Below are 14,814 nucleotides of genomic sequence, written 5' to 3'. Positions count from 1 at the left end.
CGTGTAATGTACAACGCAAAATAAGCCTATAATTTCCGAAAGAATTCCGTAGAATTTTCTAAAACAGCATCAGCCTTTCCCTTTACCGTTTCCGGCAGTTGGGCCAGCGTTTCATGAATCCGGTACATGTGGGCCTTTTTATTTATGGAAACTGTCTTCTCAAAAGGCCAGCGGATGACCGTAGGAGTCTTAAAACCTACCCCAAGTTCCAATACCAGCAGTTTTTTATTAAGGGTTCCTGCCAGCCACGCGGTATAAGCCTTCCACTGGGGAAGGTAGCCCTCTTCTATGTAATTCTCTGCCTCTATGGTATTGCCTGTCAGAGGTTCCCCGCAATGAGGACAGACATCCTTTGGGATTTCTCCCGGCTCCCAGATATCCTTTGTACAGGTTTTGGAGCACTGCCTCCATGTCACGTTCCCGCAGGGTGCTACCATCTGGCTCTTATCCAGGGGAGATTTAAATATCTCTCCATCGGTCACTGTAGTTACAAGGAAGAAATCCTTGTCCTTTATGAGATCATTCATTTTCTCATAAAGGTTTCCCATATCCGGAATTCCCTCTGCTTTCCATTCCTCTCCGATTCCGATCAAAAGCTTCTCACAAGCTGCTATTTCTTCTAAAATCTGCTCATTCACAGTCATCTATCCACCTTCTTTTTCAAACAATACCCATTTATTATACATCAAAGGGGATTTTAAGAAAAGAAGGAAATTCTGTTCTTGCGGCGTACCATGGATATATGCTATACTAATCCATGCATTTAGTCAAATAATGAAAAAGGAAGTCAGCAGATCATGAATAAGTTTAAGAGGCTTTCTCCCTTTTTGGGAGGCTGCGCCGCCATTGCGGTCCTGGCACTGCTTTTAGTCGTATATACCCTGACAAAACCGGTTCCCATGGCGGGGACAAAAAGCATTTCCATTGATGTGGTATATGAAAACGGAGTAATGGACCACTATCAGATCACTACAGAAGCGCAGTTTCTGTTAGAAGCGCTTAAATCCATACCGAATCTTCAAATTGAAGGAACCACTTCCGAAGAATTTGGCCTCATGGTCAATACAATTAACGGAAAACGGGCAGACTACCAAAAGGACGGCGCTTACTGGGCTCTTCTCTGCGACGGGGAAACTTGCACCTACGGAGTGAGCCAGCAGGCCATCAAGGATGGAGAGCGCTATACCTTTCAGTACACATTGACCTCTGAGGAATAAAATAATCATGAAAAATCATCCCCTGATTACCACCAGGGAGCTGGTATTAGACGCACTGCTTTCAGCCCTTTTATTTGTAAGCCAGGTAAGCTTGTCCTGGCTTCCCAACGTAGAACTGGTATCCCTGCTTCTAATTTTATACACCCTCGTATTCCGCAAACACGTATGGATCATCCTATACGTGTTTGTTATATTGCAAGGGTTGGTCTACGGCTTCGGCCTCTGGTGGTTTTCCTATCTCTATGTGTGGCCCATACTTCCGGCCGCCGTATTTTTGATTTACAAAAACAATGCGCCAAGACCCTTTGGCATATCCCTGCTTTCCGGAATCTTTGGAATGCTGTTTGGATTCTTCTGTTCGGGGTTCTACTTAATTTCCGGAGGCCCCGGCGCAGCTTTTACCTGGTGGGCGGCAGGAATCCCATATGATATCGTCCACGGAACAGGCAATTTCTTACTGTCCCTCATTTTATTCCAGCCGTTATACCGGCTGCTCACCTCATTAAAACAGGGGCAATCTCATCAATAAAGGAGTGTATGCTTATGGAATCAGCAACCGTAAGATTAAAAAAAGGAGAAGGCCGCTCATTAAAAGCCGGCGGTCCTTGGATCTATGACAATGAAATCGATACCATCACCGGGGATTATACCAACGGTGATATCGTTTCTGTGGAAGACTTTGACGGCTATTTCCTGGGTCATGGCTTCATTAATACCAATTCCAGGCTCACCGTCCGCATCATGTCCAGTAAAAAGAACAATGAAGTAAACGAAAGCTTTCTGGAAATGCGGGTCCGCAACGCCTGGGAATACCGCAAAGCCACTGTGGACACTTCCAGCTGCCGCCTCATCTTCGGAGAGGCAGACTTCCTTCCCGGCATTGTAGTAGACAAGTTTGGGGATATCCTTGTGGTGGAATCCCTTGCCCTTGGCATTGACCGGCTAAAGCCTGTAATCCTGGAAAAGTTAAAAAAGGTTCTGGAAGAGGACGGCATTAAAATCCGCGGCATTTACGAACGAAGCGACGCAAAGGTCCGCCTCCAGGAAGGCATGGAACGCTATAAGGGCTTCATCGGTCCTTCCTTTGACACCAAGGTGGAAATCACGGAAAACGGGGTTAAATACCAGGTGGATGTCCAGGATGGGCAGAAAACCGGCTTTTTCCTTGACCAAAAATACAACCGCCTTGCCATTCAGCGCTTATGTAAGGACAAGCGGGTCTTAGACTGCTTTACCCATACCGGCTCCTTTGCCTTAAATGCCGGTATTGCCGGAGCAAGAGAAGTTCTTGGGGTGGATGCCTCTGAGCTTGGCATCGCACAGGCAAAAGAAAACGCCGCATTAAACGGCTTATCTGACCGGGTAACCTTTCAGTGCGCCGATGTTTTTGAACTCCTTCCCCAGCTGGAGAAAAGCGGGGAAACCTTCGATGTGGTCATCCTGGACCCTCCGGCCTTCACAAAATCCAGGAACTCCGTGAAAAACGCAGTAAAAGGCTACCGTGAGATCAATCTCCGCGGCATGAAGCTGGTAAAGGACGGCGGCTATTTAGCCACCTGCTCCTGTTCCCATTTCATGACCCCCGAGCTTTTCACAAAGACCATCCGGGAGGCGGCCGCAAACGTCCACAAACGCCTCCGTCAGGTAGAATACCGGACTCAAGCAGCAGATCATCCGATCTTGTGGGCGGGAGATGAAACCTCCTATTACTTAAAATTTTACATCTTTCAGGTTTGCGACGAAAAATAAAATTAATGGTCATCGGATATTCCCAATCCGCGACCTGCCTGATGAGGTTAAAAGAGGGTGCCCAAAAAGTAATTTGGGGCACCCTCTTCTGCTCATTCATTCCATCCTTCAGCCAAGCAGCGAATCAGCTTCTATCATATTTTTAATGATCGGTACCCCAAACGGACAACGGCTTTCGCAGCTGCCACAAGCAATGCACTCATCTCCGCCATGAGACAGGCTTTGATAATGGGAACGTATGGATGGTGGGATTGCTTCTTTATCCAGCCGTGCGATGTCTAAATATTTGTTGACAGCGGCAATATCTATTTCAGAGGGACATGGCTGGCAATGTCCGCAGTACACGCAGTTTCCATCAAAAGCACTATGTACTTCGTTATAAATCCATGTGTAATCCTTTTCTGAGTCAGATGCCGAAAGGTAACTCATGGTATCCTTCATTTCAGCCCGGGTTTTACAGCCAGTCAGGACACTGGCAACCGACGGCCTTGAGAGTGCATAATGGACGCACTGCTGCGAAGTCATCGGCCTGCTGTAAGGCGTATGTTCCGGCGAAAGCAGTTTGCCGCCGCCAAAGGTTTTCATCACAGTAATACCAACTTGTTTTTGTGTACACAGCTTGTATAATTCCGCACGTTTGGGATCAATTCCGTTATAAGCCCCTGCCTGGAAGCCATTATCAAGACAATCGAAAATACTCGCTTTCGATGAGAGCATATCAAATGCAGGATTAATGCTGAACATCATCATCTCCGGCACTCCTGTCTCAATGACCTTCATAGCAGTTTCTGGGTTATGGGAGCTAAAGCCAATGTGCCGGATGTCCCCTTGTTGTTTTAGACGCTCCACATATGTAACAAAATCTGTCTCGAAAACATTTTTATAGTCCTGCTCCGAATCAATAAAAAACATCATGCCAAAATCTATGTAGCCGAAGACCCGCAGCAGTTCTTCAAAATACTGCTTGACCACAGGCATATCCCGGCTGATATCGTACTGCATATTTACATTCGTGGATCCGATATGCCCCTGCAACATCACCTGATCCCGCTTACTGCCCAGTGCTTTTGCGATGTTTTCACGCACTTCCGTGCCTGGCATAAAAACATCCATGAGATTAACGCCATACTCAAGTGCGGCATCAATCGTCTCCTTCACCTGCTCGTATGGCTTGCCGTCAAGGTGTTCGCAGCCAAGGCCAATAATACTTGCATGCTTGCCGGTTTTTCCGACCTCTCTGTATTCCATCTTATTCCCTCCTGAACATATATCTTTTAATTTTTGCCCCGTAATTTATCCGCCTTCTCCTATGTCTTTAACTGCCAGTCTCCGGTCTGGACAGCAGCTTTTTAGTGGCAGAATCTTCCATTATTTCCTCCGTTTGCCCTATTATAACTGTTATAACAACACTTGTAAACAGAGAAGTAAAGATATGGTCTGGGATTCCAATTTTAAAAAATACCTCGCAATTAATTAATCTATCATCAATTGCGAGGCATCATTTTTTGATTGGTTTATAAGCCTTGTTTTATACTTTATTCCAGATTAAGACGCTTGGACAAGATACGCTCAGTGCCGAAAAAGAATATCGCAAGCTGAATTGCGTTGTAAATAACCGAACCAATGAAGGTTAAGTGCATGACCAGGGAAATCCCTTGTGTATCAGGCATCGTTTCAATCATGCGGAAGAACGATTGAAAGGACGGTACGTTTCCCAGAATGATCATTGCAAGGCCGTTGATAAAGCTAAACAGCATAGATATTGCAATAAAGGCGATAACGGACATCATCACGCGGTTTTTGCTGGCCAGATGGCCAAGTGCCATAGAAAAGTATATGTGGTAAAGCTGGACCAGTCCACTGACGATGATCAGAACAATCACCTCAAACACCAGAAGCGGCCAGGACGATACATGAGCAATCGCGCGGCTGATGGCATTCCATAACTGGGGATCGGTAATTGCTGTAAAAACTTTGGCAGTACCTGCAGTGCCCAGCACCAGAATAAAAATAGATGCAAAAGCCACCAGGGAGCTGGCCAGCGACATCACAAATGCCACCACGCCCTTTGCTGCGATCAGCTGCCAGGGCTTCACCGGCAGGGTAAACATCAGGTAACCTTCATCGCACAGAAGGCCCTTATAAAACCGCTGAATAACAACGATCAGCGTCAGGACACTCATTGCAACCAGAACGCCGAAATAGGCGATGATGGAGAGCGTCTGGATCAGGCTGAGAAGGCCGCGGCCAAAGCTTAAACCAGACATCAGGCCGTTATAATAACCGTTGGCCAGCGAGCCTAAGCCCATAAATGCATTGAGAATGGATATGGCGATAATCGCCAGGTAAATAGGCACAAGCGTGCGCCCAATGGATTTAAATTCATATTTGCAAAGTTTGCCAAACATCTTATTTCCTCCTTATTCTAACTGCTATACGCGAAGATTTCGCGGAACAGCTGATCGACTGACTTGCCTTCCTGCTCACGGATGTTATCCACGGTATCATGGCGGACAACCTTGCCGTTTTGCAGGAAAATGGCCTCATCCAACACGCGCTCGATATCAGAAATAAGATGCGTGGACAACATGACCGTGCCATTTTCGTTATAGTTGGTCAGAATCGTGTTCAAGATAAAGTCACGTGCTGCCGGGTCAACCCCGCCGATCGGTTCGTCAAGCAGATAAAGCTGCGCCTTACGGCTCATAATAAGCGCAAGCTGCACCTTTTCTTTGGTACCCTTTGACATGGTTTTAAGCCGGTCATTCGGCTGAATGCCAAGAGCCGAGAACATCTCCATTGCCTTTGGGCGGTCAAAATCCACATAAAAGTCGGCGAAGAAGTCTGTTAAGTCGCTGGCCCTCATCCAGTCGGCAAAGTACATGCGGTCCGGCAGGTAAGAGATGACTGACTTGGTTTCCACGCCTGGCGCATTGCCGTTTACCTCCAGCGTACCGGAGGTGGGCTGTAAGAGTCCGCACAAAAGCTTAATAAAGGTGGTCTTGCCTGAGCCGTTTGGGCCCAGAAGACCTACGATGCGGCCGCGGCCTACCGTTAAATCAATATGGTCAAGCGCGGGCTTTGTTCCATAATTCTTAGTCAGACCACGCGCAGTGATAAGTTCCTGATTCATACATGTTCCTCCTTTTTATCCCACGCGGCAAACAGCTCGCGGATTTGTTCATCGGTGTAGCCCAGGGCACGCATGGACGCAAGAAATTCATCCATCCGCGCATAGGCTAGCTCCTTCCGCACGTTGTGGATGAGTGACAGATCCTCAGTAACGATCCGTCCAGCTGTGCGGCGGGTTTCTACTAACCCCCTGCTTTCCAGCTCCGCCAGTGCACGCTGCATTGTATTCGGGTTGACCCCCGCCTCACTGGCCAGCGCGCGTACAGTTGGCACAGCCGAGCCAGGTGCATATAAGCCGGACACGATGCGCAAAGTGAGCTGTTCGACAAGTTGTATCCAGATCGGCCGGTCATCGGTCAGTTTCCAGATCATAATACTGCCTCCTTTTGTATTGCTGTATCATTGTATTGTAATGTTAAGGATTATTGTACCATTGTATTGTTGTACTAATGCCTTAATACAAGAATACAATTATTCTGATTATTTGTCAATAGGTATTTTTAAAATATAGTTTTTCAAACTATTGCCAAAACTTGATTCTCCCATACTCCCTTTATTCATCTTACTGATAACCTGGTGGATTTTACAATGATCAATCGGATATTCGCTATCCGCTTTGCCACATGATGAGGTTATATTGGGCATGATGATAGCAGTCAGCGCAAATAAAAAAGTTTGAGCCCCCAGCAATGAGAGGCTCAAACACTTTCCGTTCCTTATTAGATTCTGTACACTTTCTTCATCCTTTATGGATAAAAGTGAAAATAAACTCCGCCCGGGGCAGCTCCTCCCCGGAGCGCGGCCATCTCACTTACCGTAACCAGCTGGTAGCCTGCCTCTGTAAGTCTGGGGATCATTTCAAGAGCTGCTGCTCCGGTCTGAGAATAAAGCTCATGCATCAGAACGATGTCCCCATCCCGTACCTGGCTCATTACCGCATTTACCGTTTTACCGGCATTTCGCGTCTTCCAGTCCCTTGTATCAATACTCCACATAATCACGGGAGCTTGTACATTTGCAAGGACCGTACCGTTTTTTGCTCCTCCCGGCGGTCTTACCAGGGAAGGTCTGACGCCGCAGGCAGCTTGTACCGCATCATTGCATTGGTTTATCTGGCTCTGGATCTGGGTTCCGCTTAACTTGGTCAGATTTTTATGCTCATATGTGTGATTGCCGATTTCATGTCCTTCCGCAACCATGCGCTGCAGTTCTGCCCCATAAGAAGAAACACGGTTTCCCACCACGAAAAACGTGGCTTTTCCGCCGTACTGTGCCAGACAATCCATAATCTGATTTCCTACGGGTGCAAACGGTCCGTCATCAAAGGTCAGAGCCACCATCGGCCTTTTAGGGTCTATCTGGCGTCCTGCTGCCTGTTCCTGGCTCTCCTGTGTATCGGCCTCCTGCTGCCCTTCTGCTGCAGACCCGGCATTTAAATCCTGGCCCTCTGCGCTGCTCTGGCTCTCGCCACCGGCTTCCTCTTCCGTATGCTTTCCCGGTTGTTCTGAAATATTACCATTCCCATCTACCCACCTGGCCACACCTGGTCCCAGGTTTTCATCTATCCAGTCATTTCGTACTTCCGATGCCTCCTGGCCCGATGCTGTTTCATCCGCCATGGAAGAAAACGGTGTTGCTGGTACGAACGCTGTCACAAGTGCAACGGTCATCAGACCGAAGCCCAATTGTAATAGTTTTTTCATGTTACATCTCTCCTTTCCCCTCTTTTTGCCCGTGCTTTCCGGACATACAGGTATACTACCTGCAGGGTGTTTTCCTGTTACTAACCACTACTATACAGGAAATAGGAGGAAATTGGAAGAAAATTTCCAAACTTAAATAAAAAGTCTTAGTGGTGCAGGAGCGCACGGACCACTGCTTCCATGCTTTTTTCCTCCGCTTCGATCGTTAACCTTGGCTCATGAATGTCCTCCAGATAATGTGCATCGGAATTGCTGATGATCCGGCAGCCCTCCAGATAAGGGTTCTTTTTCCTAAGCTCATGAAGCCTTGTAAGGTCCTTTACCTCCGCCGTTGCGAACTGACTGTCAGGAGGCACAAAGCCTAAATTTGAGAGCAGGCTGTTGGCAGACTTATCGATATGGGCCGGGAACATGACGCCTCCATAGGACCGGACCAGGCCCCACAACTGGTCAAAAGAGATGTCCACACTGTTAATGAGAAGATTGGGCACTGTTCCCCATAGGACATCTTCCTTATTATATATCTGCTGCTTTCCAAATATTTCCTCATTGTTTGGAAATGCCATCAACCGTTCATACACGTACTCATCAAACTCCATAGCCTTATCAAGATGGTCAAACAGGCATACTGCATGTACCTCCTCCGATGTACAGACTTCCATTCCCGGCAAAGCCACAATCCCATATTCCCTTGCAAAATGTAACACAGCCGGACAATTTTTACAGGAATTATGATCTGTCACCGCGATCACGTCAAGCCCCTTTAAGGCAGCCATCCCCACAATATTTGCCGGCGTCATATCATCATCCCCGCACGGTGATAAGCAGGAATGGATGTGAAGGTCATAGGTTAAGTTCATCATGGGGCAGCCTTTGATAGATCAGCAGGGCGGCGTCAAAGATAGGCAGCTCTGTTTTTAAAACCGTGATCTCCTGGTCCGCCGCCTTTTTCACAGCCGCTTCGTCAAGAGCAGTTCCCTCTGCCATGACTACGCAGGCAGCGTCGGCAAGTGAGGCTACCGCAAGGGTATTTACATTTCCCATCACCGTTACCCATGCGCACCCCTCTGCCGCTCTTCCCATTGCAATACTCAATAAATCACAGCAAAACGGCTTTTTAATCTCACGGTCAAGCTCTTCTCCTTCATTGATTACATCAAATAAATTGCTGTCAATCAGTTCTCTTACTGTCATTGCGCTTCCTCCCTTCTTTTCTGTCAAGCTGAGTCATTTCATCAGAAATTCTCTCGATATATTTTGTCATGACCTTGAATTTCTCATAGCTGTCTCTGTCGCCTTCCACAATATCGGCCGCCAGCCTGGAAACTTCCTCCGCCAGCTTATGCACATTGTCCCGGAGGAAATAAACGCAGTCGGATTCCACTGCTTCTCCACGCACAATGTCCTCGGCCAGGGCTTTGCAGGTAGGCGCACCGCAGGAACCGCAGTCTAAGCCGGGAAGCTTCTTTAAAAGCCGTTCCACCTGATTAAGCCTTGCAAAGCTTTCCATCATGGTTTCGCCTAAATTAAACACCGGCTCATAGTGAACCTCCTTGGTCCACTTTACAAGTTCCTCTGCTCCCGCCTGCATATGGCTCCTTGCCACAGGCATGTACTTTCGAAGCCGTTTGAGCTTTACCTCCGCTACATATGGATTTTCTACCGTGAGCACGCCGCCCACGCAGCCGCCGTTGCAGGCACTGAGCTCTACAAATTTCAGGTTCGTGAATTTCTGATCCTCCATATCTTCCAGGACCCTTATGACATTCTCAATGCCATCTGCTGCCAGGTAATCCTCGGTAAAGAGGCCGCTTGCCTCTCCTCCGCTGCGCCCCCAGCTGACTCCGATTTTACCTGAAGTCCCAATTTCAGGCGGATCATCTCCAACCGCCTTCATACAGGATAAAAGCTGGGGATATAAGTCCTTTATGGCAAGCACCTTATTCACTTCACTGCGTTCCGTTCCCAGAGGGGATTTCACATAGGTCACCTTGGATGGACAGGGGGAGATGAATATGATTCCGATCTTATCCCTCTCAAGTCCGGTTTTTTCCATTGCCTTTTGGGCTGCAAGGATGGCTGCCACCTCCACCGGAGGATTTAATGGCAGAAGGTTTGGGATTAAGTTTGGGAACTTGACTCTTATGAGCCGCACCACGGAAGGACAGGCGGTGCTGATGGCCGGAAGCTTGTCCGGATTTTCACTTAAATATTCCCTGGTAGCCTCGCTTACCAGCTCCGCCGCCGCACTTACTTCAAATACATCATCAAACCCCATCATAAGAAGAGCATTTAAGACGATATTCACATCATCCAGATTGTTAAACTGGCTGTATAGGGATGGCGGCGGCAATGCCACCGTATATTCATACTGTTTAAGAGCCTCCAGCTTGTCATATGTAGCATGTTTTGCATGGTGAGGACATACCCGGATGCACTCCCCGCAGTCAATGCAGAATTTACTGTTGATCTGTGCCTTGCCGTTTCTCACCCTGATGGCCTGAGTAGGGCACCGTTTGATACAATTGATACACCCCATGCAAAGCTCTTCATCAAGTCTTACTGAATGATAAAATTTATCCACCTTTTTACCTCATTTCCTCTTTATCGCCCACAGCCTTTGGGCATAAAAGTATACCGAAAGATGTTTCCGCGTTTCGCCCACGTCTTCTGAGCATAAAGGTATACCCCTGAAGGGTGTTTCCACATTATCGCCCAGCTTCCTATATATTCACCATCATACGAATGGTCGTTCCTTTTCCTATTACCGTATCGATCTCCATCTCATCCGAATACTTTTTCATATTCGGAAGCCCCATTCCGGCTCCAAAGCCCAGGGAACGCACTGCATCCGGCGCAGTGGAATATCCTGCCTGCATGGCCAGTCCGACATCTGGTATTCCCGGACCCACATCAGCCAGTATCATCTCGATCCTGTCCGTAGTTATGTTAACGGTTATCTCTCCCCCCTGCGCGTGGATCACCATATTGATCTCCCCTTCATACATGGCAATTGCAACCTTGCGCACCGCTTCCGGGGTGACCCCCATCTTTTTCAGCTTGCTTTTCACATCACTGCTGGCTTCCCCTGCTCTTGTAAAATCATCAGGTGAAATCCTGTAGTGAAACGTTATCATATCCGTCATCAGATCGCACCTCCGTGAAGCCCTGCCTCATAAAGCAGGCCGCAGGCCGAGAACATACGATGCCCGGTAGACAGGATAATGATTCCCCGCTCCTCTGCCATCAAAAGCATGGACTCATCCGGCTTCTTGCCTCTGACAAATACAATACAGACAATGTCAAGCATCTCCGCCGTACGGATTACCTGAGGGTTGCATAGTCCCGTAAGAAGAACCGAATGATCCTTGGAAAACGCCAGCACATCGCTCATCATGTCAGAACCGCAGGCACTTTTTACCTCCTCATCCAGGTGGTCCTCTCCTGCAAGCACCTTGGCACCCAGTTTATCTCTTACATCTCTTACTGTCATATTGATGCTCCCCTTTCCTTCTTCCTTCCAGCTTTTGGGCAACTTGATTCGCACTATTCACACAATTCGTATCATTATTAACTATTATAACATAAATAGGGCGCCAGGTATAGAAAGATTCCACGGAAGGATTGTTATTTTTTTATCGAATGTTGCCGAAACTATAGATTTTTCATTCATAACATGTTAAAATATCATGTACATTGCATAAGCAACATATAAGGAGGTTATAAAATGGCTTGTAAAACACAAGGCGTCCAATTTAACGGGACCAAGGAGCAGGAATCTGCTTTAAAGGAAGCAATCGCCCTGCTCAAAGACACAAAAGGATCTCTCATGCCTATCATGCAAAAGGCACAGGAGATTTACGGCTATCTTCCAATCGAAGTCCAGACCATAATTTCTGATGAAACGGGTATACCCCTTGAGAAGATTTATGGCGTTGCAACTTTTTATGCCCAGTTCGCACTTCAGCCTAAGGGCAAGTACCAGGTATCTGTCTGTCTAGGAACTGCTTGTTATGTAAAAGGTTCCGGAGACATCTTCCATAAGATTGAGGAAATCCTTGGGATTACCAACGGCGAGTGTACACCGGATGGAAAGTTCTCCCTTGATTCCTGCCGCTGCGTAGGTGCCTGCGGCCTGGCTCCCGTCATGATGGTGAACGGGGATGTTTACGGTAGGCTGACCACTGATGATGTTCATGACATACTTGCAAAGTACGAATAGAAAGTCACGCTTATGATGACAGAGATTTCTTTAAATATCCTGGATGTGGCGGAAAACTCCACGCGGGCAGGGGCTACCCTGGTTACCATTCTTGTTTCCGTAGAAACGGATGCAGACAAACTGGTTGTTACCATTGAGGACAACGGCTGCGGCATGACAAAGGAGCAGGCACTTAAAGTGACTGATCCCTTTTTTACCACCAGAGGAACCAGAAAAGTGGGCCTTGGCGTTCCGTTTTTTAAATATGCGGCGGAAAGCACAGGCGGAAGTTTTTCCATTGAGTCAGAGCTGGGTACCGGTACGGTAATAACCGCTGTTTTCGGACTATCCCATATCGACCGTATGCCCCTTGGTGATATAAACAGTACCATTGAAACCCTTATCACCTGTCATCCGGACACAGACTTTCTCTATATCTATCGTTACAACCAAGCGTCGTTTGAGCTGGATACCAGAGCTTTCCGTGAAATTTTAGGGGATATCCCCTTTGATACCCCGGAGGTATCGGCTTATATTAAGGAATATCTCAGTGAAAACAAATTGGAAACAGATGGAGGCGCGGCCATTTAGGTCCGTCGGATCAAAGTTGAATTGGAGGATTAACATGAAGACTCTTGAAGAATTAAAAGCAATTCGGGAAAAGATGCAGGGTCAAGTCAGCATGCGTGGCGAAGATCACGGACGTACCCGGATTCTGGTCGGCATGGCTACATGCGGAATAGCCAGCGGAGCAAGACCTGTACTTAATACATTATCAAACCTGGTTCAGGAAAACAATATGACAGATCGTTTTTCTGTTACCCAGACCGGATGCATCGGTTTATGTCAATATGAACCAATCGTTGAAATTCTGGAACCCGGTAAAGAAAAAGTTACTTATATCAATATGACCCCGGAAAAAGCAGAAGAAGTTTATAAAGAGCATTTACTGAGTGGCCACGTTGTTCAAAACTATACGTTAGCTTCTGCTGACATCAAATAAGGAGGAAATAAGATGTATCGTTCACATGTATTAGTTTGCGGCGGCACAGGATGTACTTCCTCTGGAAGCCAGCAGATTATGGTAAAATTAAGAGATGAATTAAAGAATCAGGGTCTGGATCAGGAAGTATCCGTTGTACAGACCGGCTGCCACGGCCTTTGTGCTTTAGGCCCGATCATGATCGTTTACCCGGATGCCACCTTCTATGCAATGGTAAAGGAAGATGATATTTCTGAAATTGTAACCGAGCACTTATTAAAAGGACGTCCGGTGGAAAGACTACTTTATGATGAGACTGTAACTCCGGCAGGCATCAAGGCTTTAAGTGATACCGATTTCTATAAAAAACAGCACAGGATCGCTCTGCGCAACTGTGGTGTCATCAATCCGGAAGAAATTGAAGAATACATTGGTACCGGCGGATATCAGGCTCTTGGTAAGGTTCTTACTGAGATGACTCCCGACGAAGTGATCCAGACTCTCTTAGACAGCGGATTAAGAGGACGAGGCGGCGCTGGTTTCCCAACCGGCCTCAAATGGAAGCTGGCCAAGCAAAACGACGCAGATCAGAAGTATGTCTGTTGTAACGCAGACGAAGGCGACCCAGGCGCATTCATGGACCGTTCCGTATTAGAGGGTGATCCTCATGCTCTTTTGGAGGCCATGACCATTGCCGGTTATGCCATCGGTGCTTCCCAGGGTTACATCTACGTACGTGCTGAGTATCCCATCGCCGTACAGCGTTTAAAGATCGCCATTGACCAGGCCAAAGAGATGGAGCTATTAGGCGACGATATCTTTGGATCCGGTTTCTCCTTTAACATTGAACTTCGTTTGGGTGCAGGTGCATTCGTATGCGGCGAAGAGACCGCACTTATGGTTTCCATCGAAGGCAACCGCGGAGAGCCAAGACCTCGTCCTCCGTTCCCGGCACAGAAAGGTTTATTCGGCAAGCCAACCATCTTAAATAATGTTGAAACTTATGCAAATATCCCGCAGATCATCTTAAACGGATCCGAATGGTTTGCTTCCATGGGTACTGAGAAATCCAAGGGAACAAAAGTATTCGCTTTAGGCGGAAAAATCCATAACACCGGACTGGTAGAAGTTCCTATGGGAACTACTCTCCGTGAGATCATCGAAGAAATCGGCGGCGGCATTCCAAACGGCAAAAAGTTCAAGGCTGCCCAGACCGGCGGACCATCCGGCGGCTGTATCCCTGTGGAACATTACGATATTCCTATTGATTACGACAACCTGATTGCAATCGGCTCCATGATGGGTTCCGGCGGTCTGATCGTTATGGATGAGACCGACTGTATGGTTGATATCGCAAAATTCTTCCTGGAATTCACCGTAGAAGAATCCTGCGGAAAATGTACGCCATGCCGTATCGGAACAAAGCGTATGCTGGAGATCCTCGATAAGATCACCAAGGGACAGGCAAAGCTGGAAGATTTAGACCGTCTGGAAGAGTTGTGCTACTACGTAAAAGAAAACTCTGCCTGCGGCCTTGGACAGACAGCACCAAACCCGGTTCTGTCAACTCTTAAGTTCTTCCGCGACGAATACAATGCCCATATTGTCGATAAGACATGTCCGTCTGGTGTGTGCAAAGCGCTGCTCTCCTATCATATTGATGCAGAGAAATGTAAGGGCTGTACCCTTTGTGCAAGAAACTGTCCGGTTAACGCTATCTCCGGTTCCGTTAAGAACCCACATGTCATTGATCCTGAGAAGTGTATCAAGTGCGGCGTATGTATGGAGAAATGTAAGTTTGACGCTGTTTACAAGAAATAATGGAGGGAA

At 47.4% G+C, this 14,814-nt stretch carries 18 protein-coding genes; 7 read left to right on the top strand and 11 right to left on the bottom strand.

Annotation, left to right across the window (positions count from 1 at the left end; translation table 11 throughout):
* Positions 1-26: 26 nt before the first annotated feature.
* Positions 27-644 carry a hypothetical protein gene (locus BMW45_RS11570; RefSeq protein WP_092243601.1) on the bottom strand — a complete coding sequence of 206 codons (618 nt, stop codon included), beginning with the start codon at positions 642-644 and terminating at the stop codon, positions 27-29.
* Positions 645-797: 153 nt separating this feature from the next.
* On the opposite strand from BMW45_RS11570, the gene BMW45_RS11565 reads away from it, so the two are divergent.
* Genes BMW45_RS11565 through BMW45_RS11555 form a run of 3 tightly spaced genes read left to right on the top strand, consistent with a single transcriptional unit; the run spans position 798 to position 2,966 of the window.
* Positions 798-1,217, top strand: a complete 420-nt coding sequence (locus BMW45_RS11565) for a DUF4430 domain-containing protein (RefSeq protein WP_025234782.1) — start codon at positions 798-800, stop codon at positions 1,215-1,217.
* 7 nt (positions 1,218-1,224) lie between these two features.
* Complete coding sequence (locus BMW45_RS11560) at positions 1,225-1,746, top strand: hypothetical protein (protein ID WP_242882997.1); 522 nt, start codon at positions 1,225-1,227, stop codon at positions 1,744-1,746.
* 14 nt (positions 1,747-1,760) lie between these two features.
* The gene (locus BMW45_RS11555) at positions 1,761-2,966 is read left to right on the top strand and encodes a class I SAM-dependent rRNA methyltransferase (RefSeq protein ID WP_092243598.1); all 1,206 of its coding nucleotides are present in this window, start codon (positions 1,761-1,763) and stop codon (positions 2,964-2,966) included.
* Between the two features lie 108 nt (positions 2,967-3,074).
* On the opposite strand, the gene BMW45_RS11550 is transcribed toward BMW45_RS11555, so the two are convergent.
* From BMW45_RS11550 to BMW45_RS11505, 10 genes are all read right to left on the bottom strand, one after another.
* The gene (locus BMW45_RS11550) at positions 3,075-4,214 is read right to left on the bottom strand and encodes an aldo/keto reductase (RefSeq protein ID WP_092243596.1); all 1,140 of its coding nucleotides are present in this window, start codon (positions 4,212-4,214) and stop codon (positions 3,075-3,077) included.
* A gap of 287 nt (positions 4,215-4,501) precedes the next feature.
* Positions 4,502-5,374, bottom strand: a complete 873-nt coding sequence (locus BMW45_RS11545; RefSeq protein ID WP_092243594.1) for a hypothetical protein — start codon at positions 5,372-5,374, stop codon at positions 4,502-4,504.
* Between the two features lie 17 nt (positions 5,375-5,391).
* Positions 5,392-6,099, bottom strand: a complete 708-nt coding sequence (locus tag BMW45_RS11540) for an ABC transporter ATP-binding protein (RefSeq protein ID WP_092243591.1) — start codon at positions 6,097-6,099, stop codon at positions 5,392-5,394.
* Entirely contained in the window at positions 6,096-6,470 is a 375-nt protein-coding gene (locus BMW45_RS11535; RefSeq protein WP_092243589.1) for a GntR family transcriptional regulator, read from the bottom strand. Before BMW45_RS11535 ends, BMW45_RS11540 begins: the two co-directional genes overlap by 4 nt.
* A 374-nt stretch (positions 6,471-6,844) precedes the next feature.
* On the bottom strand, positions 6,845-7,801 hold the full coding sequence (locus tag BMW45_RS28465) for a polysaccharide deacetylase family protein (RefSeq protein WP_092243587.1): 957 nt from the start codon (positions 7,799-7,801) through the stop codon (positions 6,845-6,847).
* 146 nt (positions 7,802-7,947) lie between these two features.
* Positions 7,948-8,664 (bottom strand): PHP domain-containing protein, encoded by a 717-nt coding sequence (locus tag BMW45_RS11525; RefSeq protein ID WP_092243584.1) that lies wholly within the window; start codon positions 8,662-8,664, stop codon positions 7,948-7,950.
* Positions 8,645-8,995: a hypothetical protein gene (locus tag BMW45_RS11520; protein WP_025234791.1), complete on the bottom strand. Its 351-nt coding sequence runs from the start codon at positions 8,993-8,995 to the stop codon at positions 8,645-8,647. Before BMW45_RS11520 ends, BMW45_RS11525 begins: the two co-directional genes overlap by 20 nt.
* Positions 8,973-10,385: a [Fe-Fe] hydrogenase large subunit C-terminal domain-containing protein gene (locus BMW45_RS11515; protein WP_025234792.1), complete on the bottom strand. Its 1,413-nt coding sequence runs from the start codon at positions 10,383-10,385 to the stop codon at positions 8,973-8,975. Before BMW45_RS11515 ends, BMW45_RS11520 begins: the two co-directional genes overlap by 23 nt.
* 139 nt (positions 10,386-10,524) lie before the next feature.
* A complete protein-coding gene (locus BMW45_RS11510; protein WP_054791100.1) occupies positions 10,525-10,947 on the bottom strand; it encodes an ATP-binding protein in 423 nt (140 codons plus the stop codon).
* Entirely contained in the window at positions 10,947-11,294 is a 348-nt protein-coding gene (locus tag BMW45_RS11505) for a DRTGG domain-containing protein (RefSeq protein ID WP_025234794.1), read from the bottom strand. Before BMW45_RS11505 ends, BMW45_RS11510 begins: the two co-directional genes overlap by 1 nt.
* Positions 11,295-11,528: 234 nt before the next feature.
* Between BMW45_RS11505 and BMW45_RS11500 the strand changes: the two genes are divergently transcribed.
* From BMW45_RS11500 to nuoF, 4 genes are read left to right on the top strand one after another with little or no spacing between them, the layout of a single operon-like run.
* Complete coding sequence (locus tag BMW45_RS11500) at positions 11,529-12,023, top strand: NADH-quinone oxidoreductase subunit NuoE family protein (RefSeq protein WP_092243580.1); 495 nt, start codon at positions 11,529-11,531, stop codon at positions 12,021-12,023.
* 12 nt (positions 12,024-12,035) lie between these two features.
* A complete protein-coding gene (locus tag BMW45_RS11495; RefSeq protein ID WP_092243577.1) occupies positions 12,036-12,593 on the top strand; it encodes an ATP-binding protein in 558 nt (185 codons plus the stop codon).
* Positions 12,594-12,627: 34 nt separating this feature from the next.
* Positions 12,628-13,005: a (2Fe-2S) ferredoxin domain-containing protein gene (locus tag BMW45_RS11490; protein WP_025234797.1), complete on the top strand. Its 378-nt coding sequence runs from the start codon at positions 12,628-12,630 to the stop codon at positions 13,003-13,005.
* 12 nt (positions 13,006-13,017) lie between these two features.
* Positions 13,018-14,805, top strand: a complete 1,788-nt coding sequence (nuoF, locus tag BMW45_RS11485; RefSeq protein WP_092243572.1) for an NADH-quinone oxidoreductase subunit NuoF — start codon at positions 13,018-13,020, stop codon at positions 14,803-14,805.
* The last annotated feature ends 9 nt before the right edge of the window (positions 14,806-14,814 follow it).

The organism is Lacrimispora sphenoides (assembly GCF_900105215.1).
GTDB lineage: Bacteria > Bacillota > Clostridia > Lachnospirales > Lachnospiraceae > Lacrimispora > Lacrimispora sphenoides_A.
This window is presented reverse-complemented; position numbering and strand designations above follow the sequence as displayed.

Coding starts and splice junctions, on each gene's coding strand:
- BMW45_RS11540 (WP_092243591.1), bottom strand. CDS start 6,099: ATGAATCAGGAACTTATCACTGCGCGTGGTCTGACTAAGAATTATGGA.
- BMW45_RS11550 (WP_092243596.1), bottom strand. CDS start 4,214: ATGGAATACAGAGAGGTCGGAAAAACCGGCAAGCATGCAAGTATTATT.
- BMW45_RS11525 (WP_092243584.1), bottom strand. CDS start 8,664: ATGATGAACTTAACCTATGACCTTCACATCCATTCCTGCTTATCACCG.
- BMW45_RS11535 (WP_092243589.1), bottom strand. CDS start 6,470: ATGATCTGGAAACTGACCGATGACCGGCCGATCTGGATACAACTTGTC.
- BMW45_RS11495 (WP_092243577.1), top strand. CDS start 12,036: ATGATGACAGAGATTTCTTTAAATATCCTGGATGTGGCGGAAAACTCC.
- BMW45_RS11570 (WP_092243601.1), bottom strand. CDS start 644: ATGACTGTGAATGAGCAGATTTTAGAAGAAATAGCAGCTTGTGAGAAG.
- BMW45_RS11565 (WP_025234782.1), top strand. CDS start 798: ATGAATAAGTTTAAGAGGCTTTCTCCCTTTTTGGGAGGCTGCGCCGCC.
- BMW45_RS11555 (WP_092243598.1), top strand. CDS start 1,761: ATGGAATCAGCAACCGTAAGATTAAAAAAAGGAGAAGGCCGCTCATTA.
- BMW45_RS28465 (WP_092243587.1), bottom strand. CDS start 7,801: ATGAAAAAACTATTACAATTGGGCTTCGGTCTGATGACCGTTGCACTT.
- BMW45_RS11505 (WP_025234794.1), bottom strand. CDS start 11,294: ATGACAGTAAGAGATGTAAGAGATAAACTGGGTGCCAAGGTGCTTGCA.
- BMW45_RS11545 (WP_092243594.1), bottom strand. CDS start 5,374: ATGTTTGGCAAACTTTGCAAATATGAATTTAAATCCATTGGGCGCACG.
- BMW45_RS11500 (WP_092243580.1), top strand. CDS start 11,529: ATGGCTTGTAAAACACAAGGCGTCCAATTTAACGGGACCAAGGAGCAG.
- BMW45_RS11490 (WP_025234797.1), top strand. CDS start 12,628: ATGAAGACTCTTGAAGAATTAAAAGCAATTCGGGAAAAGATGCAGGGT.
- BMW45_RS11560 (WP_242882997.1), top strand. CDS start 1,225: ATGAAAAATCATCCCCTGATTACCACCAGGGAGCTGGTATTAGACGCA.
- nuoF (WP_092243572.1), top strand. CDS start 13,018: ATGTATCGTTCACATGTATTAGTTTGCGGCGGCACAGGATGTACTTCC.
- BMW45_RS11520 (WP_025234791.1), bottom strand. CDS start 8,995: ATGACAGTAAGAGAACTGATTGACAGCAATTTATTTGATGTAATCAAT.
- BMW45_RS11510 (WP_054791100.1), bottom strand. CDS start 10,947: ATGACGGATATGATAACGTTTCACTACAGGATTTCACCTGATGATTTT.